Source organism: Paracoccus aeridis (assembly GCF_004923205.2).
GTDB classification, from domain to species: domain Bacteria; phylum Pseudomonadota; class Alphaproteobacteria; order Rhodobacterales; family Rhodobacteraceae; genus Paracoccus; species Paracoccus aeridis.
Window position 1 is genome coordinate 44,437 of the sequence record NZ_SELD02000037.1, and the last position, 25,603, is coordinate 70,039.

At 71.1% G+C, this 25,603-nt stretch carries 25 protein-coding genes; 16 read left to right on the forward strand and 9 right to left on the reverse strand.

Translation table 11 applies throughout. The features are described from left to right. Positions 1-33: 33 nt before the first annotated feature. Both ELI80_RS11525 and ELI80_RS11530 read right to left on the reverse strand, forming a co-directional pair. Complete coding sequence (locus ELI80_RS11525) at positions 34-228, reverse strand: DUF1127 domain-containing protein (protein WP_136652069.1); 195 nt, start codon at positions 226-228, stop codon at positions 34-36. Between the two features lie 274 nt (positions 229-502). Continuing rightward, positions 503-1,243 carry a 16S rRNA (uracil(1498)-N(3))-methyltransferase gene (locus ELI80_RS11530; protein WP_136652070.1) on the reverse strand — a complete coding sequence of 247 codons (741 nt, stop codon included), beginning with the start codon at positions 1,241-1,243 and terminating at the stop codon, positions 503-505. A gap of 32 nt (positions 1,244-1,275) precedes the next feature. Between ELI80_RS11530 and ubiA the strand changes: the two genes are divergently transcribed. The 3 genes from ubiA to ELI80_RS11545 are packed head-to-tail and all read left to right on the forward strand — an operon-like array spanning position 1,276 to position 4,886. Further along, the gene (gene ubiA / locus ELI80_RS11535; protein ID WP_136652071.1) at positions 1,276-2,250 is read left to right on the forward strand and encodes a 4-hydroxybenzoate octaprenyltransferase; all 975 of its coding nucleotides are present in this window, start codon (positions 1,276-1,278) and stop codon (positions 2,248-2,250) included. A gap of 60 nt (positions 2,251-2,310) precedes the next feature. Then, positions 2,311-4,557 carry an OmpA family protein gene (locus ELI80_RS11540; protein WP_136652072.1) on the forward strand — a complete coding sequence of 749 codons (2,247 nt, stop codon included), beginning with the start codon at positions 2,311-2,313 and terminating at the stop codon, positions 4,555-4,557. Between the two features lie 2 nt (positions 4,558-4,559). After that, on the forward strand, positions 4,560-4,886 hold the full coding sequence (locus ELI80_RS11545; protein WP_136652073.1) for a hypothetical protein: 327 nt from the start codon (positions 4,560-4,562) through the stop codon (positions 4,884-4,886). Between the two features lie 39 nt (positions 4,887-4,925). Here the strand turns inward: ELI80_RS11545 and ELI80_RS11550 are convergent, their stop codons facing one another. Both ELI80_RS11550 and msrA read right to left on the reverse strand, forming a co-directional pair. Beyond that, positions 4,926-5,795 carry a 50S ribosomal protein L11 methyltransferase gene (locus ELI80_RS11550; protein ID WP_136652074.1) on the reverse strand — a complete coding sequence of 290 codons (870 nt, stop codon included), beginning with the start codon at positions 5,793-5,795 and terminating at the stop codon, positions 4,926-4,928. Continuing rightward, positions 5,795-6,544, reverse strand: a complete 750-nt coding sequence (gene msrA, locus ELI80_RS11555) for a peptide-methionine (S)-S-oxide reductase MsrA (RefSeq protein ID WP_136652075.1) — start codon at positions 6,542-6,544, stop codon at positions 5,795-5,797. Before msrA ends, ELI80_RS11550 begins: the two co-directional genes overlap by 1 nt. Before the next feature lie 147 nt (positions 6,545-6,691). Here msrA and ELI80_RS11560 point away from each other — a divergent pair, with 147 nt between their 5' ends. Then, positions 6,692-7,660: a P1 family peptidase gene (locus ELI80_RS11560; protein WP_136652076.1), complete on the forward strand. Its 969-nt coding sequence runs from the start codon at positions 6,692-6,694 to the stop codon at positions 7,658-7,660. A 78-nt stretch (positions 7,661-7,738) separates the two neighbouring features. Here ELI80_RS11560 and ELI80_RS11565 read toward each other — a convergent pair whose 3' ends face one another. Then, entirely contained in the window at positions 7,739-8,398 is a 660-nt protein-coding gene (locus tag ELI80_RS11565; RefSeq protein ID WP_136652077.1) for a DUF1236 domain-containing protein, read from the reverse strand. A 146-nt stretch (positions 8,399-8,544) separates the two neighbouring features. On the opposite strand from ELI80_RS11565, the gene ELI80_RS11570 reads away from it, so the two are divergent. Then, the gene (locus ELI80_RS11570; RefSeq protein ID WP_136652078.1) at positions 8,545-10,023 is read left to right on the forward strand and encodes an NAD-dependent succinate-semialdehyde dehydrogenase; all 1,479 of its coding nucleotides are present in this window, start codon (positions 8,545-8,547) and stop codon (positions 10,021-10,023) included. Positions 10,024-10,091: 68 nt separating this feature from the next. Here the strand turns inward: ELI80_RS11570 and ELI80_RS11575 are convergent, their stop codons facing one another. Further along, positions 10,092-12,785, reverse strand: coding sequence for a M10 family metallopeptidase (locus tag ELI80_RS11575; protein ID WP_136652079.1), 2,694 nt, complete (start codon positions 12,783-12,785; stop codon positions 10,092-10,094). Positions 12,786-13,016: 231 nt separating this feature from the next. On the opposite strand from ELI80_RS11575, the gene ELI80_RS11580 reads away from it, so the two are divergent. From ELI80_RS11580 to ELI80_RS11590, 3 genes are all read left to right on the forward strand, one after another. Next, entirely contained in the window at positions 13,017-13,457 is a 441-nt protein-coding gene (locus tag ELI80_RS11580; protein ID WP_136652080.1) for an STAS domain-containing protein, read from the forward strand. Continuing rightward, on the forward strand, positions 13,454-13,951 hold the full coding sequence (locus ELI80_RS11585) for an ATP-binding protein (protein WP_136652081.1): 498 nt from the start codon (positions 13,454-13,456) through the stop codon (positions 13,949-13,951). The genes ELI80_RS11580 and ELI80_RS11585 overlap by 4 nt, the downstream gene beginning before the upstream one ends. A 314-nt stretch (positions 13,952-14,265) precedes the next feature. Continuing rightward, positions 14,266-15,285 carry an NAD(P)H-dependent flavin oxidoreductase gene (locus ELI80_RS11590; protein ID WP_136652082.1) on the forward strand — a complete coding sequence of 340 codons (1,020 nt, stop codon included), beginning with the start codon at positions 14,266-14,268 and terminating at the stop codon, positions 15,283-15,285. 12 nt (positions 15,286-15,297) lie between these two features. Here the strand turns inward: ELI80_RS11590 and serB are convergent, their stop codons facing one another. After that, a complete protein-coding gene (gene serB / locus ELI80_RS11595; protein ID WP_136652083.1) occupies positions 15,298-16,176 on the reverse strand; it encodes a phosphoserine phosphatase SerB in 879 nt (292 codons plus the stop codon). Positions 16,177-16,308: 132 nt separating this feature from the next. On the opposite strand from serB, the gene ELI80_RS11600 reads away from it, so the two are divergent. From ELI80_RS11600 to ELI80_RS11625, 6 genes are all read left to right on the forward strand, one after another. Beyond that, complete coding sequence (locus ELI80_RS11600) at positions 16,309-17,457, forward strand: phosphoserine transaminase (protein ID WP_136652084.1); 1,149 nt, start codon at positions 16,309-16,311, stop codon at positions 17,455-17,457. 99 nt (positions 17,458-17,556) lie between these two features. Next, entirely contained in the window at positions 17,557-19,164 is a 1,608-nt protein-coding gene (gene serA, locus ELI80_RS11605) for a phosphoglycerate dehydrogenase (protein ID WP_136652085.1), read from the forward strand. A 75-nt stretch (positions 19,165-19,239) separates the two neighbouring features. Further along, positions 19,240-19,974, forward strand: coding sequence for a metallophosphoesterase family protein (locus ELI80_RS11610; RefSeq protein WP_136652086.1), 735 nt, complete (start codon positions 19,240-19,242; stop codon positions 19,972-19,974). Then, positions 19,967-20,542: a DUF2585 family protein gene (locus ELI80_RS11615; protein ID WP_236641466.1), complete on the forward strand. Its 576-nt coding sequence runs from the start codon at positions 19,967-19,969 to the stop codon at positions 20,540-20,542. Before ELI80_RS11610 ends, ELI80_RS11615 begins: the two co-directional genes overlap by 8 nt. Positions 20,543-20,634: 92 nt before the next feature. After that, on the forward strand, positions 20,635-20,955 hold the full coding sequence (gene hspQ / locus ELI80_RS11620) for a heat shock protein HspQ (RefSeq protein WP_136652087.1): 321 nt from the start codon (positions 20,635-20,637) through the stop codon (positions 20,953-20,955). A 61-nt stretch (positions 20,956-21,016) separates the two neighbouring features. Next, positions 21,017-21,775: a TSUP family transporter gene (locus ELI80_RS11625; protein ID WP_136652088.1), complete on the forward strand. Its 759-nt coding sequence runs from the start codon at positions 21,017-21,019 to the stop codon at positions 21,773-21,775. Positions 21,776-21,798: 23 nt separating this feature from the next. On the opposite strand, the gene ELI80_RS11630 is transcribed toward ELI80_RS11625, so the two are convergent. Further along, a complete protein-coding gene (locus ELI80_RS11630; protein ID WP_136652089.1) occupies positions 21,799-22,785 on the reverse strand; it encodes an asparaginase in 987 nt (328 codons plus the stop codon). A 143-nt stretch (positions 22,786-22,928) separates the two neighbouring features. On the opposite strand from ELI80_RS11630, the gene ELI80_RS11635 reads away from it, so the two are divergent. Both ELI80_RS11635 and rlmN read left to right on the forward strand, forming a co-directional pair. Next, entirely contained in the window at positions 22,929-23,447 is a 519-nt protein-coding gene (locus ELI80_RS11635; RefSeq protein WP_136652090.1) for an invasion associated locus B family protein, read from the forward strand. 156 nt (positions 23,448-23,603) lie between these two features. Then, positions 23,604-24,818, forward strand: coding sequence for a dual-specificity RNA methyltransferase RlmN (gene rlmN / locus ELI80_RS11640; protein WP_136652091.1), 1,215 nt, complete (start codon positions 23,604-23,606; stop codon positions 24,816-24,818). Between the two features lie 264 nt (positions 24,819-25,082). Here the strand turns inward: rlmN and aroQ are convergent, their stop codons facing one another. Next, positions 25,083-25,523, reverse strand: coding sequence for a type II 3-dehydroquinate dehydratase (gene aroQ / locus ELI80_RS11645; RefSeq protein WP_136652092.1), 441 nt, complete (start codon positions 25,521-25,523; stop codon positions 25,083-25,085). Between the last annotated feature and the right edge of the window lie 80 nt (positions 25,524-25,603).

Below are 25,603 nucleotides of genomic sequence, written 5' to 3' on the forward strand. Positions count from 1 at the left end.
TCGCCTGCGCGATGCCGGGCTGACGAGAAAGGCTCAGCAGCCGAAACGGACGACCCGCTCGATGTCGGCGCGGGTCAGGCCGATGTCGGCCAGTTCGCGCTCGGTCAGGCGGTTCAGGGCATTGCGCGTCACGCGCTGTTCGTTCCAGGTCGAGAAGAAGGCACGGACCTTCACACCAAAACCTTCGTGGCGCGCCGTCGGGGCGCGGCTGATGTCGATCGCCGACATGATAGTTCACCTGCTTGCAAAAGGGGCCGGGTTTCCGGCCGTGTTCCGATGACGAGGATATAGGCGGGTTTCCGCTTTCCGACTACGGAAAGAACCGCCCTCCCCGCTATGCACCGGATGCATAAGTTCCGGTTTTCACTTTGTTTTTACAATAGCTCCGCCAAAGAGGTTCCTTGCACCTTACGCGGGGTCAGAGCCGCATTGGCGCAATATCCTTCGACGCTTTCGCGAGACTGCCGGAGATACTCGCTCACAAACGCGTGTTAACGGTCCGTTAATCCTGTGGCGCTTCTGCATCGCCCCAGTCCCCGGCCGCGGATTGCCACAGGGCGAGCGCCGCGACCGCCGCCGTGTCGGCCCGCAGGATTCGCGGGCCGAGGCTGATCGGGGTCACGAAGGGTAGCGCGCGAAGCCGCCCGCGCTCGGCCTCCGACCAGCCGCCTTCCGGCCCGATCAGCACCGCCCACGGGCCCCGCGGCAGCGCGGCGAGGGTGCGGGCGGCGCCCACCAGCGCCTCGTCGGCCCACAGGATGCGCCGCCCCGCGTCCCAGCCGTCGAGCAGCCGTACCAATGATTGCAGGTCGTCCACGGGGGGCACGAAGGTGCCGCCGCACTGCTCGGCCGCCTCGACCGCGTGGGCCTGCAGGCGGTCCTGGCGGATCCGCTCGGCATTCGTGTGGTCGGTCTGGACCGGGATGATGCGCGCGGCGCCAAGCTCCGCCGCCTTTTCCACGATAAAGTCGGTGCGCGCCTTCTTGATGGGCGCGAACACCAGCCACAGGTCGGGCGGGTCCTGCTGCGGGCGCGCCTGCGCCACCGGGTCGACCTGCCCGCCCTTGCGGCCGAGCGCCGCGATCCGCGCGCGCCACTCGCCCTGGCGGCCGTTGAAGACGGCGATCTCGTTGCCCGCGCCCTGCCGCATGACGGAGGAAAGATAGTGCGCCTGCCCGTCCGTCAGGGGGACGGGTTGCCCCGCGGCCAGCGGGTGATCTATGAAGAGCCTGATTTTTCCCATTGCCGCCGCAGGTTAAGCAGGTGCCCGTCCCGATGCCATCGTTTTTGCGCCATCATGCGGCGACTGCGGCTGGCGGCGCCGACGCGCCGGTCGCGGATTCGGCGGGGAACTGGGTCGACCGGCTCGCGCCCTCGTCCTGGCGCCCCTACCTGCGGCTATCCCGCGCAGACCGGCCGATCGGGACCTGGCTTCTGCTGCTGCCGTGCTGGTGGGCGGTGGGCCTTGCGATGATCGCGGACCGGCCCCGGCTGGTGGATCTGTGGATCGTCGTCGTCTGCAGCATCGGCGCGGTCGTCATGCGCGGCGCGGGCTGCACCTGGAACGACATCACCGACCGCGACTTCGACGGCGCCGTCGCGCGCACCCGGTCGCGGCCGCTGCCGTCGGGGCAGGTCACGACGCTGGGCGCGCTGGCGTGGCTTGCGGCGCAATGCCTGGTCGGGCTCGCGCTGCTGCTGACGCTGAACGCGGCGGCGATCTGGCTGGGGGTCGCGTCCCTCGCGCTGGTCGCGGTCTATCCCTTCGCCAAGCGCTTCACCTGGTGGCCGCAGGTGTTCCTGGGGCTCGCGTTCAACTGGGGGGCGCTGCTGGCCTTCGTCGCGCATGGCGGGCGGCTGCACCCGGCGGCGATCCTGCTGTACGCGGCGGGGATCTGCTGGACGCTGTTCTACGACACCATCTACGCCCACCAGGACGCCGAGGATGACGCGCTGATCGGCGTCAAGTCCACCGCGCGGCTGTTCGGCGACGACAGCCCCCGCTGGCTCACGGGCTTCGCCGCGGGGGCCGTGGTCCTGCTGGCGGCGGCGGCCGCGTCGGCGGGGCCGGACGGGCTGCTGGCGCGGCTCTTCGTCACGGCGGGGGTCGCGGGATTCGCCATCCACCTCGCCTGGCAGCTGCGGCTGTTCGATCCGGCGGACGGGGGCGGGCTGCTGCGCCTGTTCCGGTCGAACCGCGACGCCGGGCTGATCGTCGCGCTGTCACTTGCCGTTGCCGGACTTGTGTAATGCGCCCGCGGCCCGCCGCTTCTAACAAGCCGGATCGTTCAACTGCCGAAAGGCCGTCCGATGGCTGATCCGCTGCCGCATCCGCGTCTCGCGCCGCTCGCCCCCCAGCCGCCGCAACCGTCCCCGCCGCAGCCGTCCCTCCCGCCGTCGCGCCGCGGGCGCGCCCTGAAGGGGATCGTCCTCCGGCTCGTCGTGCTGGGGCTTGCCGGCACCGGCGCCTGGGCCGCGGGCACCAAGGCCGCCGACGAGATCGAGCGGATGTCGCGCCAGCACGTCGGCGCCGCGCTGAAGGATGGCGGTTTCGACTGGGCGCAGGTGGAAACCGACGGGCTGACCGTGCGGCTGTCGGGCAGCGCGCCCGACGAGGTGCAGCGGTTCCGCGCCCTCGACCGCGCCGCGACCGTCGTGGACGGCCGCCGGATCGTGGACCGGGTGACGGTCGCGGTGCCGCAGCCGCAGGCGGCGCCGGTGTTCTCGGTCGAGCTTCTCCGCAACGACGCGGGCGTGTCGCTGATCGGGCTGGTGCCCGCCGGCACCGACCGGGCGGCGCTGCTGGCATCGGTGCAGGCCGCGGTCGGGCGACAGCGCGTCACCGATCTTCTGGAAGACTCGGACCAGCCCGCCCCGGATGGCTGGGGCGACGCCCTGCGCTTCGGGGTCGCCGCCATCGCGGCGGCCGACCGGTCCAAGGTGTCGGTGGCGGCGGGGCAGGTCGTGGTCACGGCGATCACGGACGGCGAAACCGAAAAGGCGCGGCTCGAATCCGTGCTGCGCCGCGACAAGCCGGACTCGGTCGGGCTGATGACCAGCATCTCGACCCCGCGGCCCGTGATCTCGCCGTTCACCCTGCGGCTGGTCAAGGACGATGCCGGGATCCGGCTCGAGGAATGTGCCGCCGACACGGAAGTCGCCCGCACCCGCATCATCGAGGCGGCGGCCGCCGCGGGCGTCGAAGGCGCGGACTGCACGCTGGCGCTCGGGGTGCCCACCCCGACCTGGGGCGCCGCGGCGGTAGCGGGGATCGAGGCGCTGGGGACGCTGGAACAAGGCACGCTCAGCCTCACCAACGCGCAGGTGGCGCTCGGCGCGCCCGCGACCGTCCCGGCCGACCAGTTCGACCGCGCCGCGGGCACGTTGGACGCCGCGCTGCCGTCGGTCTTCGCGCTGACGGCCGTGCGGGCCGAGCCCGCTTCCCCGTCCGAGCCGCTGGAGTTCACCGCGACCCGCACCCAAAGCGGCATCGCGCTGCGCGGCCGCATCACCGACGAGGCGATGCGCGCCGCCGTCGAAAGCCTTGCCCGCGCCCGCTTCGGCGTCGTGGAAAGCAGCCTCGTCGTCGATCCGCAGGCCCCTTCGGGCTGGACCGTGCGCGTCATGGCCGCGATGGAGGCGATGGCCGCGCTCGAGGGCGGGACCGTGCGGGTGACGCCGGACCTCATCCGGCTGACGGGCGCTTCGGGGGTCGAGAACGCCCCGCAGGCGGCGGCCGAGCAGCTGTCCTACCGCCTGGGCCCGGGCGTCCCCTACGAGCTGGCGATCCGCTACGACCGGCTGCTGGACCCGGCGCTGGACCTGCCGTCCGGGGCAGACTGCGTGGACCGGCTGAACGTCATCATGGCGCAGTCGGAAATCGGGTTCGAGCCGAGTTCGTCCACGATCGCGGGCGATGCGGGCCCGACGCTGTCGCAGCTTGCGCAAGCCGCGGCGGATTGCGGCGCCTTCCGGATCGAGGTGGCGGGCCACACCGATTCGCAGGGATCCGAGAACTCCAATGCCGAGCTGTCGCGCAGCCGCGCGCAGGCGGTGCTGGCGGCCATGGGCGAGGCGGGGATCGACACGGCCCGGATGACGGCGCGCGGCTACGGCGAAAGCGAGCCGGTGGACAGCAACGACACCGAGGCGGGGCGCGAGGCGAACCGGCGGATCGAGTTCCGGCTGCTGTCCGAGACGCCGGTGGAAACGGGCACGCCCGCCCCGGCCAAGGTCGTCACCGGCGTGACCGTGGCCGTGGCCACCCCGCCGTCGGACGCCGAAGGGCCCGACCTGCCCGCGGAAGCCGCGGCAGCGGCGACGCCTGCAACCGACGCCGCCGTGACCGGCAACGACGCCGCGCCGGGCGAGGCTGACGCGGAAGGCAACGCGGCGGGCGACGGCGAGACTGCGGGCGGGGCGGGCGGCGGCGCTGCGGCCGCTGATTCATCCGGCGGCGACGACGCGGCACCGGCACCCGCCGCACGCACCCCCGCCCCCGACGCCCCCGCGCCGGCCGAACCCGCGACCGCCGAACCCGCGACCCCCGAGGAGTAGCCATGGACCGCAACCAGTTCATCATCGCGACCGCCGTGGCGCTGTTCGCGGCCTTCCTTCTTGGCTGGTTCGCGAGCTGGCTGATCCACCGCCTGACCCGCGCGACGCGCGCGGAGCTGGCCGAGCTGGACCGTCTCGCCCGCCAGCTGCACGCCGCCGAGCAGGCGCGGATCTCGGCCGAGGCGGACCGCACGGCGGCAGAGGCGCGCCGCGACGCGGCCGTGACCGAACTGGCCGAAACCCGGGTCGAGGTCGAGGAGCTGCGCGACTATATCGAACGCAAGTTCGCCCGCGCCGCCGACAGCGACGCGCGGGACGAGACCGGCTGAACGCGGCGAAACAGAACGCGGGGGGACTGGACGCGGGCGTCAGCCCCGGCGCACGACCAGCGTGGACCATTCACCGATGTCGTCGCGCCGCTCCACGCCCATGCCGGACGCCGCATAGGCCGCCGCCACCTCGTCGGCCTGCGCGATCAGGATGCCCGACAGGATCGCCCGCCCGCCCGGCGCGAGATGGCGCGCCATGTCGGGGGCGATGTCGATCAGCGGCTGCTTCAGGATGTTGGCGAAGACAAGGTCATAGGGCGCGGCCCCGTCCAGCATCGGGTGGTGGAACCCTTCGGCCAGCACGCATTCCACGCGCCCGTCCAGCCCGTTCGCCAGCACGTTCGCCTGCGCGGTTTCCACCGCCACCGGGTCGATGTCGCTGGCCACGACGACGCCGTGGATCGTGCGCGCCGCCGCCATCGCCAGCACCGCCGTGCCGCAGCCGATGTCGGCCACGCGGTGCGGCACCTCGCCCGCGTCGAGCAGGCGGTCGAAGGCCAGAAGGCACCCCTTGGTCGTGTCGTGGTGGCCGGTGCCGAAGGCCATCGCCGCCTCGATGCACAGCGCCTCGGCCCCTTCGGGGATCCGCTGCGCGTCGTGGCTGCCGTGGACGAAGAAGCGCCCCGCGACCACCGGCGACAGCTCGCGGCGGACATGGGCGACCCAGTCCACCTCGGGCAGCCTGGAAACGGCGAAGGGCTGCGCGCCATGGGCGGCCGCCAGCAGGGCCAGCGCGATCTCGTCGGGCGGATCGGTGAAGTAGACGCCCACCTCCCAGCGGTCCGAGCCGTCCTCGATCTCGAAGACGCCCGAACCGACGGGCTCGGGCGTCAGGTCGTCGCACGCTTCGGCCAGGTCCTCGGCGGCATCCCTGCCGTCGGCCTGGCTCAGCGCGGTCCAGGTCGGCATCAGCGACGCCGGCCGAGGATGCGGGCGATGGCGCGGACCAGCGCCGCGCCGGGCAGCGGCGCCGAAACCGGCAGCGTCCGGGCGACAGCGGCGCTCGACGCCACGGCCGAGCCCGCGCCGGAGGACCGCGAGGGCTCGGGGTTCCCGTCCACGTCGCCGCCGTGCGATGCTTCCATCGCGGTCGCGGTGGACGCCTCGATGCCGGTGCCGCGCAGGCCGCAATAGCCGTCCGGGACCTTGTGCAGGTACTGCTGGTGCTCCAGCTCCGGCGCGATCCAGAAGCGGTCGAGCGGCTGGATCACGGTCGTGATCTCGGGGTGGCCCGCGACGGCAAGGCGGTTGTTGTAGTCGATCCGGCTGCGCTCGGCATCCGCCTGCTGGCTGGCGGTCGTGGTGTAGATGACCGAACGGTACTGGTCGCCCACGTCGTTCCCCTGCCGGTTGCCCTGCGTCGGGTTGTGGTTTTCCCAGAAGATCTTGAGGATCTGTTCGAAGCTGATCCGCGACGGGTCGTAGACCACCCGCACCACCTCGGCGTGCCCGGTCCCGCCGTTGCAGACCTGGCGGTAGGTCGGGTTCGCGGCGGTCCCGCCGGCGAAGCCCACCTCGGTCAGCCAGACGCCGTCCTGTTCCCAGAACAGCCGCTCGACGCCCCAGTAGCAGCCCATGCCGAGCACCACTTCCTCGAAGCCCTGCGGCGCGGGCGAGCCCATGGGACGGCCGAAGATGGCGTGGTTCGCTTGGGTCATGTCGTTTCCCCCCGGATGGAGTGTTCGTGTTGCCCCCGATGTAGGGCGTCAGGCGATGGGGCACAACGTTTCTGCCGCAGCGCGGGTTTCGCGCCTTGCCGGCGGCGCGGGGCGGCGGCAGGCTGGCCGGGGAACGTGGAGGGAGCGATGAAGCCGGGACCGCTGAACCTGATCACCGACGTGGCCGGGCTGCGGGTGGGCCATGCGGGCGACGAGCGCCTGAAATCCGGCGTCACGGTCCTGACGGCGGATGCGCCGCTCGCCGCCGGCGTCAACGTCATGGGCGGCGCGCCGGGCACGCGGGAAACGGACCTGCTCGCGCCCGACCGGCTGGTGCAGGCGGTGGACGCGCTGGTCCTGTCGGGCGGGTCGGGCTTCGGCCTGGCCGCCTGCGACGGGGTGATGGCGGGCTTGCGCGCCATGGGGCGCGGCTTTGCCGTGGGCGACGCGCGGGTGCCGATCGTGCCGGGGGCGATCCTGTTCGACCTGCTGAACGGCGGCGCGAAGGACTGGGCCGACAACCCCTATCCCGCGCTGGGGCGGCACGCGCTGGAGGCGGCGGGGGCGCGCTTCGCGCTCGGCAGCGCCGGGGCGGGAACGGGCGCGCTGACGGCGAACTGGAAGGGCGGCGTCGGGTCGGCGTCGGCGGTCCTGGACAGCGGCGCGACGGTGGGGGCGCTGGTCGCGGTCAATGCGGTGGGGTCGGTGACGGCACCCGGCGGTCAGTTCTGGGCCGCCCCATGGGAGATGGGGGAGGAGTTCGGCGGCCTCGGCCTGGCGGGTCCGTTCGATCTCGCGCACGAGCCATCGCCGCAGAAGCGGCTGCAGGAGGCGACGACCATCGCCATCGTCGCGACCGACGCGACGCTCGACAAGGCGGGGCTGACGCGCCTCGCGACGGCGGCCCATGCGGGGATGGCGCGGGCCATCGTGCCGTCGCACACGCCGTTCGACGGCGACCTGGTGTTCGCCGTCTCGACCGCCGGGGGTGCGGCGGCAGAGCCGTTCGCGCTGTGCCACGCGGCCGCCTGCGTCCTGTCGCGCGCCATCGCGCGGGCGGTCTGGCACGCGACGCCCGCGCCGGGCGACCGCCAGCCCTGCCGCGCCTCCGGTTGAACCCCGGCAGATCGGACGTTCACGAACGAAAGAGGCGGGACCTGCGGCCCCGCCCCCTCTCGCGTCAGGGAAGACCCCTCAGCGGTAGATGTACACGATCCGGCGGTCGGTCGGGCTGACCAGGACCGGCTGGTTGTTGATCGTGGCATAGCGGTAGTCGGGCTGGTCGGGGATCTCGTACAGATCGACGTTCTCCGGGACGCCGGCGCCGACCACGACCTCGCCTTCAAGGAAGACCGGGTCGCGCGGGTTTTCCACGATGTAGGTCTGGACCGACGGGTCGGGGGTCGCGGCCGCCCCGGTGCTGCCGCCGATCGCGGCGCCCACCAGCGCGCCGACCGGGCCGCCCACAACGGCGCCGATGGTGGCGCCGGTTGCGCCGCCGACGGCCGCGTTCGCGCCCTCGCTCTGCTCGGCGGGCGCCTCGATCACCGCCACGCCGACGGACTGGCGGTTCGGATACAGCGGCTCGACCTGCTCGCCGACCTTCGTGGTCAGGTAGTCGCCATAGGCCCAGCCCGACGTCGCGCCCGACGTGACCTGGCACCAGTTCGCCGATTCGATGCAGCCGGACACGGACACTTCGTCACCGCTGCCGATGACGCCGATCACCTCGTGCGTGTTGCCGGGGCCGGAACGGATGTTCAGGTCGGTCGCGGCGGTCGCCATGGTCTGGGCCGAGGCCGCGCCGGCCAGGACGGATGCCGCGATGGCGGTGCTGACAAACAGATTTCGCATGTGAAACTCCTCTCATGTCGCCGCGTCGCGGCTCTGGGCTGACAACACGACGCGGCGGCCCCTGGTTCGATCACGCTTTTGTTGCGCGCGCTGGACAAGACGGGCGCGAATGTGTTGGCTCTGCCCGACTTAGCGGAGGACATCCCATGAACGCCCATTCCACCGACCTGAAGACCCTGCTGCGCGACCCCTCGCTTCTGGAAACGCGCGCGTTCGTGGCCGGCGAATGGGTCGACGCCGACGACGGCGCCACCTTCGAGGTCACGAACCCCGCCCGCGGCGACGTGATCGCCCGCGTGGCCGACCTGGGCCGGGCCGAGGTCGCGCGCGCCATCGACGCGGCCGCCGCCGCGATGAAGGACTGGGCCGCGCGCCCCGCCAAGGAACGCGCCAACGTCATGCGGCGCTGGTTCGACCTGATGATGGAGAACCAGGACGACCTGGGCCGGATCCTGACCGCCGAGATGGGCAAGCCGCTGGCCGAGGCCAAGGGCGAGATCGCCTACGGCGCCAGCTTCATCGAGTGGTTCGGCGAGGAAGCCAAGCGCGTCTACGGCGAGACGATCCCCGGCCACATGGCCGACAAGCGGCTGACCGTGCTGAAGCAGCCGATCGGCGTCGTGGGCTCGATCACGCCCTGGAACTTCCCCAACGCCATGATCACCCGCAAGTGCGGCCCGGCGCTGGCGGTGGGCTGCGGCTTTGTCGCCCGCCCGGCGGCGGAAACGCCGCTGTCGGCGCTGGCGCTCGCGGTGCTGGGCGAACGCGCCGGGCTGCCCAAGGGGATCCTGTCGGTGGTCACGTCCTCGCGGTCGTCCGACATCGGCAAGGAGTTCTGCGAGAACCCGCTGGTCCGCAAGCTGACCTTCACCGGCTCGACCGAGGTCGGGCGCATCCTGCTGCGGCAGGCCGCGGACCAGGTGATGAAATGCTCGATGGAGCTGGGCGGGAACGCGCCCTTCATCGTCTTCGACGACGCCGACCTGGACGCCGCCGTCGCGGGCGCGATGGCGTCGAAGTTCCGCAACAACGGCCAGACCTGCGTCTGCGCGAACCGCATCTACGTGCAGGCGGGCGTCTATGACGAGTTCGCCAGGCGCCTCGCCAGGGCCGTGGACGGCCTGTCGGTCGGCGACGGGCTGAAGGACGGGACGACCACCGGCCCGCTCATCAACCCCGCCGCGGTCGAGAAGGTCGAGGAACATATCCGCGACGTCCTCGACAACGGCGGCGAGGTCGTGCTGGGCGGCAAGCGCCACGATCTCGGCGGCAACTTCTTCCAGCCGACGGTCGTGACGGGCGTGACGGGCGACATGAAGGTCGCTACCGAGGAGACCTTCGGCCCCCTCGCCCCCCTGTTCAGGTTCGACAGCGAGGACGAGGTGATCGAAAAGGCCAACGCCACGATCTTCGGCCTCGCCGCCTACTTCTATGCCCGCGACATCGGCCGCATCACCCGCGTGCAGGAGGCGCTGGAATACGGGATCGTGGGCGTCAACACCGGCATCATTTCGACCGAGGTGGCGCCGTTCGGCGGCGTCAAGCAGTCGGGCCTGGGGCGCGAGGGATCGCGCCACGGGATGGAGGACTATCTCGAGATGAAATACGTCTGCCTGTCGATCTGACCGGGCGACGGGGGCGAAAACGGGCCGGCGGGGCGATCCGCCGGCCCGTCCGCTTTCCGGCGCCCCGGTCAGGCGAGCAGCAGGTCGTCCTGGATCGACGCGACCGTCGCGCCCGTGACGAGGATCATAGCCGGTCCGCCGAAGTCGAAGCGCAGCCCCTGCGCGGTGTTGCTGGCGTAGCCCAGAAGGTCGGCCAGCGTCGCCCCCGCCAGCGCGCCGACCCGCTGCAGCGTCAGCGTGTCCACGTTGTCCTGGAAGTCCAGGACCTGGCAGTCGTGCCTGGTGGCAAGCACGAACATGTCGGCCCCGGCCCCGCCGTGCAGCCGGTCGAACCCGCCGCCCGCGATCAGCCGGTCGTCGCCCGCGCCGCCCACCAGCAGGTCGTCGCCGCCTGCCGCGGACAGGGTGTCGTTGCCCGCGCCGCCCGCCAGCTGGTTGTTGCCCTCGTTCCCCAGGATCACGTTGGCGAGGTCGTTTCCAGCCAGGTTGATCGCGTTCGCGCCCATCGCCTGCAGCATCTCGATGTTCGCCTGCGCGGTCAGGTGGTTCCAGGTCCGGACGGTGTCGTAGCCGCCGCCCGCGGCCTCGCCGATCACGTCCATCCCGTCGAAGATGAAGGTGTCGTTCCCCGCGCCGCCCAGCAGCGTGTCGCGTCCGGCGTTGCCGGCGAGCAGGTCGTTGCCCGCTTCGCCCGCCAGCAGGTCGTTGCCGCCGCCGCCGGTCAGCACGTCGTTGCCTGCCCCGCCCGCAAGCTGGTTCGCGGCATCGTTGCCGATGATGGTGTTGGCAAAAGCGTTCCCCCCGATGTTCACCGCGCCGGTGCCGATGACGTAGGCGGCCTCGATGTTGGCCTGCATCCGCATGTGGCCCAGGGCGCGGACGGCGTCGTAGCCGCCGTTCGCCGCCTCGATGATGATGTCCTGCCCGTCCCAGACATAGACGTCGTTGCCCATCCCGCCGGTCAGCGTGTCCAGGCCCATGCCGCCGGTCATGGTGTCGTTCCCGATCTCGCCCGCGAGCAGGTCGTTGCCGGCGCCGCCGTTGATGACGTCGTTGCCCGCGCCGCCGAACAGCTGGTTGGCGGCGGTGTTGCCGGTGATCGCGTTGCTGGCCGCGTTGCCGCGGATCCAGACGGCGGCGGCGCCGATGGCGGTCGCCGCCTCGATCTCCGCCCCCATGGCGTAGCTGGCCGAGGTCTGCACGCTGTCATAGCCGCCCGCCGCCGCCTCGACGATCTCGTCGGCGCCGTCGGTCACGTAGACGTCGCTGCCGCCGCCGCCGACCAGGCGGTCGCGGCCGGGGCCGCCGATCAGCACGTCGTTCCCGGCAAGGCCCAGCAGCGTGTCGTTGCCCGCCATGCCGTGCAGCACGTTGGCCGCGTAGTTGCCGACGACGCGGTCGTTGCCGCCGCCGGCGTTCACGTTTTCGATCACCGTGCCCCGCTCGATCGACAGGTTGCCGAGCCGGCCGTAGACGTCCGAGATGGCCCCGGGCATGAGGTCGATCCGCATCGCGGCGGCGGCGTTGCGAAGGTCCAGCGTATCGACGCCGCCCTGGTCGAAGATGGTCATGCCGACGGCGCGTCCCTGCGTCAGCAGCGCCATCGCCGTGCCGAGCGCCCCCCCCACGTTGCCGTTCCAGCCCCAGATGCTGGCCCCTGCGAACAGGCCGGAGCGGACCCCGTAGAGGTCCTGCACGGCGAGATGATCGGCGATCATCGGGGTGATGACGTACACGCGCGACGCGTCCACGATCGTGTTCTGGGTCTGGTCGAAATACGACATGACCGTCGCCTGCCAGCTGTCGTTGCCGTAGAGGTTGTCCACCCCCCAGGTCGCGCTGCCGTTGTAGTTGCCGGCGTGGCCAAGCCCCAGCGCGTGCCCGATCTCGTGCAAGAAGGTCTGGTAGCGATAGCCGCCGAACCCCTCTGACGGGTTGTAGAACCAGTCCGGCGGGATGTTCACGACCGACTGCAGGATCGTCGCGCCCGTCATCCGGGTCGCACCGGCATAGGCGCCCTGCCCGGACTGCTGGAACACGATCTGCGCGCCCGCGCCCAGGCCCGAGTTCGTGTTGAAGTTGATGCCCGTGACCTGCGTCCAGGCGCCCAGCGCCATGCGCGCGTGCTGCTGCGCTTCCGCGTTCAGGCCGCCGAGATCGACCGTCAGCGTTCCACCCGGCTCGACATCGAAGGCGCGGCGGGTTTCGCCATTGCTCTGATGATAACCGTCCGTCAGCTGGTGGGCGATCTGGTCCATCGTCCAGATCGCCGTGCTTCCGCCGCCGGGTGGCGAGGTGACCGGGCCGCTCGTGCGCTCGTAGCCGACCACGTAGTCGCCCGACGAGCTGCCGTAGCCGCCGGCGCCCAGGTAGAACGTGCCGCTGCGGCCGGCCGTGAAGGTGAAGTACGACAGGTCGAGCTGGTCGCCGTAGTCGTCGTTCTCGGCAATCAGCGTGCCGGCCGCGTCGTACAGCTGAAGGACCGTGTCGGGCAGCGGGTTGCCGCCGTTCCCCGTCATCGTGAACCCGTAGGTCTGCCCGGCCACCAGCGTGATCGCGATCGAATCGGCGTCGCCCGCGGTGATCGTGCCGCCGAAGACCTGGCCTGCGGAGATCCGGTACGGGGTCGCGACCCCGAACGGCGCGTCCGCCGCCTCGGACACGTCGGGGACGATGTTCACCGCGCCGGGCGCGACATGGTGCAGCGGTTCATCCAGGGGCGGCAGCCCGGTTGCACGGAACGGGGCGGGAACGGCGGTCATCGGTTCACCTCACGGATCGTCGGGGGCGCGCAGCGCCGGGCAGGCATCGGCATGCGGCCGGGAGTGGGTTCGGCCTTCTAACTGCCTATCCGATGCAGGTTACCGATCTGTCAAAGCTTCGCTGCGAAATGCCGAAAAGTTTCCTTAGTTCCCCGCCGGGCGCGTTCACCTTTCCTGAACATCTTTCACCTAGTCAGGCCATCAACGGAATGACTGCAAGGACCCGCCGCCATGAACCTGACGCTCGACATGCTTCCCGACCGCGCCGTGGTGCGCATCGACGAGCCGCGGCTGGATGCGGCGATGGCGCTGTCGTTCAAGGAACGCATGCGCGAGATCGTGGCGCAGGCGCCCGGGCTGGTGCAGGTCGACATGGCGCAGGTGCAGTTCATGGACAGCTCGGGCCTGGGCGCGCTGATCGCGATCCACAAGGCGCTGCCGGGCGGCACGCGGATGGCGCTGTCCTCGGTCCACGCGAACGTCATGCGGGTGCTGCGGCTGACGCGGATGGACACGGTGTTCACGATCGTCGAGCGGCCCGAGGCAGCGGCGGCCGGGACGCAGGGGGATGACGAGGCGGCGCAGGCTCCGGGGCGCGCGCCCGCACCGGTCGCCGCCCGGGACACCGCCCCAGAAGCCGCCGCAGCCCAGGCCGCGGGTGGCGCGTCGTGACCGAAGCAGCGCTCGGCGTGCGGGCGCCCGAGCCGGCCGCGGCCGAGGCGCTGTTCAACCGCGTCCTGCCCGCCGACCATCTCAGCGTCCGCGGGGCGCTGACCGACCTGCACGCGCGGCTTTCGCCCCATGTCTCGGCCGACGTGATGGGCCGGCTGGAACTCGTCTTGGCCGAGGTGATGAACAACATCGTCCGGCACGGCGCCGATGCCGCGCGCCGCGACGGCCCCGTCCGGCCCCGACGCATCCACCTGTCCGCCGCCTGCCACCGCAACGGCGTCGCCTGCGCGGTGACCGACGACGGGATCGGCCTGCCGCCCGCCTGCCTCGTCGCGCCGCCGTCGCCCGCGCACCCCGCGGGCGAGCCCCTGCCGGAAGGCGGCTTCGGCTGGCTGATCATCCACGGGCTCACCCGCTCGCTGGTCTATTTCCGCGAGGACACGCGCAACCTGCTCGCCTTCAACATCCCCGCGATGGACGAGGCGGAGGGATGATGGGACTGCCTCCGTCGCCCCCGTCCGGGCGGCCCGTCGCGCGCGGGGCTGCGGCGCGACAGGGTGATGCGCGGCGGGACCCGGCTGCGCGCGTCCCGGCGATCCCGCAGCTTCAGGTCAGCGCCGGGCCGATCCCCGGATCGGGCTGCGAGGCTCCGGCAGGCCGGGATTGTGGCGGACGGCCGGGCGCGCGCAGACGACATGGTCGATCCGCCGAACCGCCCCCCTGCCAGCGACGCCTCTGGCGCTCACGCCACTGCGGGCGCTCGCGCGCCCTCTGGCGCACGCGTGATTCCCATGACAGGCTTGCCCGCATGCAGATCGGACCGCTCACCCTCGACCTTCCCGTCATCCAGGCGCCCATGGCCGGAGTCTCGACGCCCGAACTCGCCGCGGCGGTGAGCAACGCGGGCGGGCTGGGCTCGCTCGGGCTCGGCGCCAGCACCGTGGCGCAGGCCGAGGGCGACATCGCCCGCACCCTGGCGCTGACCGACCGGCCGTCCGGGGTGAACCTGTTCTGCCACCGCGCGCCGCGCCGCGACGCGGCCGTGGAATCCGCGTGGCTCGACCGGCTTTCGCCGCTGTTCGCGGGCTTCGGCGCGACCCCGCCCGCGACGCTCAGCGACATCTATCCCGGCTTCACCGGCGCCGGGCCGATGCTCGACGTGCTGTGCACGACGCGCCCTGCGCTCGTCAGCTTCCACTTCGGCCTGCCCGACGCCGCCGCCCTGTCGCGGCTGCGCGAGACCGGGGCCGTGCTGGCGGCCACCGCGACCTCGCGCGCCGAAGCCGACGCGATCGCGGCGGCGGGCCTCGACCTGGTGGTGGCGCAGGGATGGGAGGCGGGCGGGCACCGCGGCATGTTCGACGAGAACGCGGCGGACGACCGGCTGGGCCTGATCGACCTGCTGGCCGCGCTGCGCGGCACGAAGCTGCCGGTGATCGCCGCCGGCGGTATCATGGAGGCGGCCGACGTGCGCGCGGCGCTCGCCGCGGGGGCGGTCGCGGTCCAGTGCGGCACGGCGTTCCTGCGCGCGCCCGAGGCCGCGACGACCCCGGCCCATCGGGCGGCGCTGTCGTCGGGGCGAACGGCGATGACGCGGGCGATCTCCGGGCGGCCGGCGCGGTCGGTCGAGAACCTGTTCACGGCGATCGACGACCGGGCCGCCCCCGCCTATCCGGTGACCTACGACGCCGGCAAGGCGCTGAACGCGGCCGCGGTCGCGGCGGGCGAAACCGGCTACGGGGCGCAGTGGGGCGGCACCGGGGCCGCGCGCGCGGTCGCGCGTCCCGCGGCCGAAACGGTGGCCGCGCTTGCCGCCGGCGCCGCCTGAGGCGCGATCCGGTCAGGCGCGCACGAACTCGTCCTCGCCGTAGCCCTGCAGGTACAGGAGCGAGGTCAGGTCGCCGAAGTTGATCCGCAGCGGCGCCTGCGCCGCCACCACCGGCTTTGCGTGCAGCGCGACCCCAAGGCCCGCCGCCGCAAGCATGCCCAGGTCGTTCGCCCCGTCCCCCACCGTGATCGCGTCGGCAGGCGTCACGCCGCGCGCGGCGGTGATCGCCTCCAGCGCCTCGACCTTGGCCTCGCGCCCCAGGATCGGCAGCGCGACCCGGCCGGTGAGCTTGCCGTTCTCGGCCAGAAGGACATTCGCGCGCTGTTCGTCGAAGCCCAGCAGGTCGGCCACCGGCCCGGTGAAGTCGGTGAAGCCGCCCGACACCAGCGCCGTCCACGCGCCCTGCGCCCGCATCGTGGCGACCAGGGTGCGCCCGCCGCGGGCCAGCGTGATCCGGCTCGCCAGCACCTCGGGGATGACCGAATCGGCCAGCCCTTCCAGCAGCGCGACGCGCGCGACCAGCGCCGCGTCGAAGTCGAGTTCGCCGTTCATGGCGCGGGCGGTGATGGCCGCGACCGGCTCGCCGAACCCCGCGACGTCGGCAAGCTCGTCCAGGCACTCCTGCTCGATCATGGTCGAATCCATGTCCGCCAGCAGCACCGACTTGCGCCGTCCCGCAGTCGGCACGATGGCGAGGTCGAGGCCGTCTTCCTGCCATTCCTCCCACATTTGCTCGAAATCGGCGGGCAGCGCGGCCACCGGGAACTCGGCCGCCACCCCGTGCGACAGCCACAGCGCATGGCCGCCGTCCCAGCGCGACTTCAGCGCCGTCACCCTGTCGTCGACGAGGTCGGCGCGGTCGGGCGCGGCGAGCATGCAGACGGTGAACATCGGATCCCTCGCATTCGATCTTTCCGGCGGGCTTAGGGCCATTTCCGCGCTTGCGCCAGATCGTGCGCGGGCGTATCCACGCAAGTGGGACACCCCTCCCCAACGAGGGGCTATTTAGCTGGAAGGCTAACCATGCTCGATGCGACGACCCCGGCGACGCGGCCGGTCAATCCGCGTTTCTCCTCTGGCCCCTGCGCCAAGATCCCCCATTTCTCGCTGGACATGCTTGCAGGCGCGCCGCTGGGCCGCTCGCACCGCCACGCGGTCGGCAAGACCAAGCTGGCGCAGGCCATCGACCTCACCCGCGAGGTGCTGGGCGTTCCGGCCGACTACCGCATCGGCATCGTGCCCGGTTCCGACACCGGCGCGGTCGAGATGGCGATGTGGACCATGCTGGGCGCGCGCCCGGTCGAGATGCTGGCCTGGGAAAGCTTCGGCGAGGGCTGGGTCACCGACGCCGTCAAGCAGCTGAAGCTGGACGCGACCGTCCGCAAGGCGGATTACGGGCACATCGTGGACCTGGCGCAGGTCGATTTCGACCGCGACGTGGTCTTCACCTGGAACGGCACCACCTCGGGCGTGCGGGTGCCGGACGGCGACGCGATCCCGGCGGACCGCGCCGGCCTGACGATCTGCGACGCGACCAGCGCGGCCTTTGCGATGGACCTGCCGTGGGACAAGCTCGACGTGGTGACGTTCAGCTGGCAGAAGGTGCTGGGTGGCGAGGGCGCGCACGGCGTCCTGATCCTGTCGCCGCGCGCCGTCGAGCGGCTCGAGACCTTCACCCCCGACCGCCCGCTGCCCAAGATCTTCCGCCTGACCAAGGGCGGCAAGCTGATCGAGGGCATCTTCAAGGGCGAGACGATCAACACCCCCTCGATGCTGTGCGTCGAGGACTACATCGTCGCGCTGGAATGGGCGAAGTCGATCGGCGGCCTGAAGGGCCTGATCGCGCGGGCGGATGCGAACGCGCAGGCGGTGGCCGACTTCGTGGCGCGGCATGACTGGATCGAGAACCTCGCGGTCGATCCGGCGACGGCGTCCACGACGTCGGTCTGCCTGCGCTTCACCGACGCGCGGATCAGGGACGGCGAGGCCTTCGCCAAGGCCGTCGCCAGGCGGCTGGAAAAGGAAGGCGTGGCCTTCGACATCGGCGCCTATCGCGACGCCCCCGCGGGGCTGCGGATCTGGTGCGGATCGACGGTCGAGACCGCCGACGTGGCCGCGCTGATGCCGTGGATCGAGTGGGCCTTCCAGGCGGAACTGTCCGCCCAGGGCTGACCGCCGAGCGGGGGCCAGCCCCCGCACCCCCGGGATATTTCCAGACAGAAGACGGCCGCAGGCGAGCGCCGCCGTGCCCTGCCGTCCAGGAGAACACACATGGCACAACAGACCACCGCACCCAGGGTCTTGGTTTCCGACGCGCTGAGCGAGACCGCCGTCCAGATCTTCCGCGACCGCGGGATCGAGGTCGACTACATGCCCGACCTCGGCAAGGACAAGGACAGGCTGGCCGAGATCATCGGCAACTATGACGGGCTCGCGATCCGGTCGGCGACTAAGGTCACCGAGAAGCTGCTCGACCGTGCCGACCGGCTGAAGGTCGTGGCGCGGGCCGGGATCGGGGTCGACAACGTGGACATCCCCGCCGCCTCGAAGAAGGGCGTGATCGTGATGAACACGCCCTTCGGCAACAGCGTCACGACCGCCGAGCACGCCATCGCGCTGATGTTCGCGGTCGCGCGGCAGCTGCCCGAGGCGTCGGTTTCCACCCACGCCGGCAAGTGGGAAAAGAACCGCTTCATGGGGGTCGAGCTCTTCAACAAGACGCTGGGGCTGATCGGGGCGGGCAACATCGGCTCGATCGTCGCCGACCGGGCGCTGGGGCTGCGGATGAAGGTCGTGGCCTACGATCCCTTCCTGTCCGAGGAGCGGGCCGAGAAGATCGGCGTCACCAAGGTCGAGCTGGACGAGCTGCTCAGGCGCGCGGACTTCATCAGCCTGCACGTGCCGCTGACCGACAAGACCCGCAACATCCTGTCGGCCGAGAACATCGCCAGGGCGAAGCCCGGCGTCCGCATCGTCAACGCCGCCCGCGGCGGGCTGATCGACGAGGAGGCGCTGGCCGCCGCGCTGAAGTCGGGGCACGTGGCGGGCGCCGCGCTGGACGTGTTCGCGACGGAACCGGCGACGGACAGCCCGCTCTTCAACCTGCCGAACGTGGTGGTGACGCCGCATCTCGGCGCTTCGACCAGCGAGGCGCAGGAAAACGTGGCGCTGCAGGTGGCCGAGCAGATGGCCGACTACCTGCTGACCGGCGCGGTCCAGAACGCGCTGAACATGCCGTCCGTCACCGCCGAGGAAGCGGCGGTGATGGGGCCGTGGATCAAGCTCGCCGCGCATCTGGGCGCGTTCGTGGGCCAGACCACGGACGAGCCGATCAAGGCGATCAACATCCTCTACGACGGGGTCGCCGCGGGGATGAACCTGAATGCGCTGAACGCCGCGGTGATCGCGGGCGTCATGAAGGCCGCGAACCCGGACGTGAACATGGTGTCGGCCCCGGTGGTCGCGAAGGAACGCGGAATCCAGATCGCCACCACCACCCAGGACAAGGCCGGGGTCTATGACGGCTACATCAAGGTCACGATGGTGTCGGGCGACCGGGAACGGGCGATCGCGGGCACCGTCTTCAGCGACGGCAAGCCGCGCTTCATCCAGATCCGCGGGATCAACGTGGATGCCGAGATCGGCAGCCACATGATGTACACCCGCAACCGCGACGTGCCGGGCGTGATCGGGACCCTGGGCGTGACGCTGGGCGGCATGGGCGTCAACATGGCGAACTTCACGCTGGGCCGGACCCAAGGCGGGGGCGACGCGATCGCCATCACCTACCTGGACGAGCCGCTGCGCGAGGACGTGCGCCAGGCGCTGCTCGCCACCGGCAAGTTCGAGCAGGTGCGCGCGCTGCACTTCGAGGTCTGAGCGACGCGCGTCCGCAAGGAACCCCCGCCCCGGCCGATCCGTTGGCCGGGGCGGCAGGCAGAGGACAGGCGGCAGATGCGGATCTATGCGATCGGGGACGTGCACGGGCAGCTCGACATGCTGCGGGGCGTCCACGACCTGATCGAGCGTGACGGCGGCGCCGGCGCGCAGGTGGTCCACGTGGGCGACCTGATCGACCGCGGGCCGGACAGCGCGGGCGTGGTGCGTTTCCTCATGCAGGGCCAGGCCGAGGAGCGCGACTGGATCGTCGTCAAGGGCAACCACGACCGCGCGCTGCCGAACTTCCTGCGCGATCCGCACTGGATCGATCCGCGCGCGTCCGACCGCAAGCCGTGGACCCGGCGCGACGTCGGCGCGGGCGCGGCGCTGCAATCCTGGGGCATCGAGAACGCCGAGACCCGCCCCATCGACGAGGTCCACGCCGAGGCGCTGGAGAAGGTTCCGGCCGACCAGGCGCGCTGGCTGGACGGGCTGCCGATCTGGCACCTGACGCCGTGGGCGCTGTTCGTCCACGCCGGCATCCGTCCCGGCATCGACCTGCGCGCGCAGGTCGAGGATGACCTTCTGTGGCTGCGCAAGCCGTTCCTCGACGACACCCGCGACCACGGCGTGCTGGTCGTGCACGGGCACACGCCGGTCAAGAAGGTCCAGCATCGCGGCAACCGGATCGACATCGACACGGGGGCCGCGCATGGCGGCCCGGTCAGCGCGGTGCGGCTGGACGACGACGGGGTTTGGCTGCTGACCGACAGGGGCCCGAAACGGGTGGAGCCGCCGAAGCATGCTTGAGCGGCTCAGCCGGTCCCCCGCCGGCGCCTTCGCGATGATCGCGGGTATCGTTCTCGTCACCGCGTTGCTGCTGGCGGCGATGGGCCATTCGCTGGTCTGCAGCTGCGGCACCCTGCGGCTGTGGGACGGCCAGATCACGACCGCCGAGAACTCGCAGCACCTCACCGACTGGTACAGCTTCTCGCACCTGCTGTACGGGCTGATCCTTTACGCGTTCCTGCGCCTCGTCGCCCCGCACTGGACGCTGAACAAGCGGCTGGTGGTCGCGGCGATGATCGCGGCCGGGTGGGAGCTGGGCGAGAACACGCCCTTCCTGATCGAGCGTTACCGCGATGTCACCGTGTCGGTGAACTACCACGGCGATTCGATCGTCAACGCGGTGACCGACATCGTGGCGGCGCTGGCAGGCTTCGGGCTGGCGGCGGTCCTGCCGGTGTGGGGTAGCATCGCGTTGTTCCTGGGGACCGAGGCGTTAACCGCGTGGGCGGCCCGCGACGGGCTGGTGCTGAGCGTCGTCATGGTCACCGCGCCGCTCGAGGCGCTGCGCGACTGGCAGCTCGCCAGATGACGACAATGCGACCATTTGGCCGCCCGCGACACGATTTACTCGCGCCGCGCCGGGGTTTAGAAGTCCGACATCTGCAGGACCGGGGGGACGCCATGCGAATGGCAAAATTCAACATCGGGCAGGTCGTCCGGCACCGGAAGCATCCGTTCCGCGGCGTCGTCTTCGACGTGGATGCCGAGTTCGGCAACACCGAGGAATGGTACCAGTCCATCCCCGAGGAAGTGCGCCCGTCCAAGGACCAGCCCTACTACCACCTGTATGCCGAAACCGAGGTCAGCTACTACGTGGCGTACTGCTCGGAACAGAACCTGCAGCCCGATCCCTCGGGCGAACCGCTGGAGCATCCCCAGCTGATCGCGATCTTCGGCGAGTTCCAGGACGGCCGCTACCCGCCGCAGCACGGTCTGAATTGACCCGGGCGGCCGCGCGCCGGACCCGGCCGGAACCGATGTTCCAGTCGCCCCCGCGATCCTGATGTTCGATCTGGGTCTCGATGTCGTGGCGATTCTCGCCGCGACGGCCGCCGCTGCGGGTTTCATCGATTCGATCGCAGGCGGCGGCGGGCTCATCACCGTGTCCGCGCTGATGCTGGCGGGCCTGCCGCCCGACCAGGCGCTTGCCACCAACAAGGTGCAGGGCAGCTTTGGCGCCGGGACCGCGGCGATCGCCTATGCGCAAAGCGGGCTGGTGGACCTGCGCCAGCAGTGGGGCACGGCGCTGATCGCCTTTGCCGCCGGCGCCGCGGGCGCGGCGCTGGTGACGTGGCTGCCGACGCAGGCGCTGCGGGTGCTGCTGCCCGTGATCCTGCTGGGGATCGCGGCGTTCTTCGCGTTCCGCAAGGGCTTGGGCGACGCCGACCGGGCGCAGAGGATGGGCCCTGCCCTGTTCGCGGCGACGCTGGTCCCTGCCGTCGGCTTCTACGACGGGCTGATCGGTCCGGGCGCGGGCGCGTTCTACATGCTGGGCTTCGTGACGCTGGCGGGGTTCGGCATCCTCAAGGCGACGGCGCATACGAAGCTTCTGAACTTCTCGTCGAACCTCGGCGGGCTCGCGGTCTTCGCGCTGACCGGCAACCCGCTGTGGCTCGTGGGGCTGGTGATGATCCCCGGCCAGATTTTCGGCGCGATGCTGGGGTCGCGCATGGCCATGCGGGTCGGCGCGCGCGTCATCAAGCCGCTGCTGGTCGTCACCTCGACGGCGCTGGCGCTGCGGCTGCTGTGGCAGATGATGTGAGACCCGGGCCTTGAGGGAACGCCTCAGGCCGGGAACCCTGCGGCGGTCCGGAGCTCCGCCACCTCGAGCCCGCGCCAGTTCGTGAGGGGCGCTGTCAGCAGGCGGCGCGCGACGGGGTGGTCCGCGTCCAGCAGGCCCGCGTCGATCAGCAGCGCCGTGATGGCGGCTTCCGACGCGCGGGTGCCGCCATCCGCGATCTTCAGCGCGATGCCGATGCCGCGGTCGGGGGCGATGGCCACGAACACCGCCTCGGCCCCCGTCTTGACCGCGACACGCCCGCCCATGGCGCGCATCAGGTCGGTGCAGGCCCGCGTCTCGCCCGCGACCAGCTCCGGGTGCGCGACCATGGCCGCGACCAGCCGCCGCATGGCGTCGCCGCGCCCGCCGCCCTGCGGATTGGCGAACGCCGCCATCGCGCGCGCCAGCCCCTTGACCGAGGTGGCGAAGTTCGGGGCCGAGCAGCCGTCGATCCCGTAGCCGGGCGAGGGTTCGTCCGTCACCTCCTCGAACGCCGTGCGGACCGCCTGCTGCAGCGGGTGGTCGGGCAGCACGTATTCCGCGTCGGCCCGCATGTGCCGGTTCAGCGTCAGGAACCCCGCGTGCTTGCCCGAGCAGTTGTTGTGGATCTGGCAGGGCGCGGTGTCGGAACAGGTCAGGCGCCGGTGCTCGTCCTTGTCCTGCGGCATGTGGACGCCGCAGCGCAGGTCGGCTTCGGCAAGCCCCAGCCCGTCCAGCCACGCCTGCACCCGCGTGACGTGGATCGCGGCCCCGCTGTGGGACGCGCAGGCGAGCGCCAGCTGTTCGGTCCCCAGCCCGGCCGCGTCCGCCGCGCCGCTTTCGACCAGCGGCAGCGCCTGGATCATCTTGCACGACGAGCGCGGGAAGATCACCGCGTCGGGGTCGCCCCACGCCGCCACCATCCCGCCCGCGTCCCACACGACCGCATGGCCCCGATGGACGCTTTCCAGCATCCCGCCGCGCCACAGTTCGATCAGTTCCACGGTCGGCATCGGCGGCTCCTTTGACAAATTCGCGATTGTTCCTGCACGGGCTTTTCGGCGCGCGGGCTTTTTGGTTATCTTCCCGCTGCCGGTGTGACCTACACCATTCAATCGGACAACCCCGAAACGGGGACCAAGCAGGAGGCTCGAGCATGACCATCCTTTCGATCCGCGGCGCCGCAGTTGCCGCCCTGATGGCGGCGCTCGCCGCGCCGGCCGTCGCGGCTGAATCGCGGCTGCTGGGAAGCGAGGGCGACTGGTCGGCCTTCGGCGGCGACGACCCCAAGGAATGCTGGGCGGTGTCGCCCCCCAAGTCGACCCGCAACACGCAGGAAGGCAAGGAAGTCCAGGTCACGCGCAGCGACATCCGCCTGTACATCGCCTATCGCCCCGGCCAGGCCGGCGAGGTGTCGTTCCAGGGCGGCTATCCCTTCGCCCCCGACAGCACGGTCGAGGTTGACGTCGGCGGCACCAAGTTCCGCCTGTTCACGGAAGGCGAGAACGCCTGGGCCGGCTCGCCCGAAGAGGACACCCGCCTCGTCGCCGCGCTGCGGGGCGGATCCAGCGCGGTCGTGACCGGGCGCTCGGCCCGCGGCACCACGACCACCGACACGTTCTCGCTCGCGGGCGTCACCGCCGCCACCAACAAGGCGCGCGAGACCTGCAAGTAAGGGGCCGGAACCGGCCCTTCGGGGGCGGTTTTTCGGATTTCCCTGTTGATCGACGCAAAGCCGCCCCATATTAGGGCGGCTTTCACTTTTCCGCCCCAGCCTTCCCCATGCGCGGCAACGCGCACGGATCGCCCGCAATCGACCCGGACCGCGCCCATGAACGCCTTTGACAGCCCCGAACGCACCCTTCCCTCCGCGGGCCCGGCGCCGGTCGTGCAGGACGTGCTGACGATCCCGCGCAAGCTGCCCGCGTCCGACAAGGTCAACATCGTCGGCCTGACGCGCGAGCAGTTGAAGGACGCCCTGATCCAGGCGGGCACGCCCGAGAAGCAGGCGAAGATGCGCGTGGGCCAGGTCTGGCAGTGGGTCTATCACTGGGGCGTGCGCGATTTCGCGCAGATGACGAACCTCGCCAAGGACTACCGCGCGCTGCTGGCCGCGCGGTTCGAGATCGCCCTGCCCGAGATCGTGACCCGGCAGGTCAGCGAGGACGGGACCCGCAAGTACCTGCTGCGGATCGCGGGCGGCCACGAGGTCGAGACCGTCTACATCCCCGAGGAAGGGCGCGGCACGCTGTGCGTGAGCTCGCAGGTCGGCTGCACCCTCACCTGCACCTTCTGCCACACCGGCACCCAGAAGCTGGTCCGCAACCTGACCGCGGGCGAGATCGTGGGCCAGCTGCTCGTCGCGCGCGACGATCTCGGCGAATGGCCCCGGCAGGGCGCGCCCAAGGATGAAACCCGGCTCGTGAGCAATCTCGTGCTGATGGGGATGGGCGAGCCGCTCTACAACTTCGACAACGTGCGCGATGCGATGAAGGTGGTGATGGACCACGAGGGGCTGACCCTCTCGCGCCGCCGGATCACCTTGTCGACCAGTGGCGTGGTTCCGGAAATCGCGCGGACGGCCGAGGAGATCGGCTGCCAGCTGGCGATCAGCTTCCACGCCACGACCGACGAGGTGCGCGACAAGCTGGTGCCGATCAACAGGAAATGGAACATGGCGACGCTGCTGGATGCGCTGCGGGACTATCCGCGCCTGTCCAACAGCGAGCGGATCACGTTCGAATACGTCATGCTCGACGGGGTCAACGACAGCGACGAGGACGCGCGGCGGCTGGTCAGGCTGATCCGCGGCATCCCCGCGAAGATCAACCTGATCCCGTTCAACGAATGGCCCGGCGCGCCCTATCGCCGGTCAAGCTGGGACCGGATCGAGCAGTTCGCGGACATCATCTACAAGGCCGGCTACGCCTCGCCGATCCGCACGCCACGCGGCGAGGACATCATGGCCGCCTGCGGGCAGCTGAAATCCGCGACCGAACGGGGCCGCAAGTCGCGCGCCGAGGTGGCGGCGGAAGCGGGGCTGTAGGGGCCCGTCTCGTCTCCGTCGCGCTCAGTTGACCGCCACGACCGGTTCGCACGGCCGCGGCCCCTGCCGTGCTGGTCCCTCAGCATCGCAACCGGCTTGATGTCACTGGCAGTCCCTTACGGCCTGCTGCCAGTCCTCGAACGGCGGCCATCTGCTTGATGGCCGGAGCGCCGGACGCCGATCGTTCATCGGTACGCCTGCGGTTGCCGGTCTGGCCGCCGGGCGTTGCCGGAACAGCAACCCGTCCGCTTCAAAGCCGTGACATCACCCCCGCGTCAGCGACGCGACCCGCCGCAGTGCCAGCAGGTAGCCTTCCGTCCCGCATCCGGCGATCACCCCGTCCGCGCGCAGGCTGACGAAGGAATGGTGGCGGAAGTCCTCGCGCTTGTGGACATTTGAGATGTGGACCTCGATCACCGGCCCGTCGAACGCCGACAGCGCGTCCAGCAGCGCGACCGAGGTGTGGGTGTAGGCGGCCGGGTTGATGACGATGCCCGACGCGGAACCCCGCGCCTCGTGGATCCAGTCGATCAGCTGCCCCTCGTGGTTCGACTGGCGGAAATCGACCTCCACCCCCAGCTCGGCCGCCAGCGTCGTGCAGGCGCGATCGACGTCGGCCAGCGTCTCGCGGCCATAGACCTCGGGTTGGCGCTGGCCCAGCAGGTTCAGGTTCGGGCCGTTCAGGACAAGGATCTTGCGGGGCATGGGTGTTCCTGCGTGTGGGGGCGGCACCGATCATGCAACGCTTCGGCGTACCGGGCCAGATGCCGCGTTCGTTCCACATT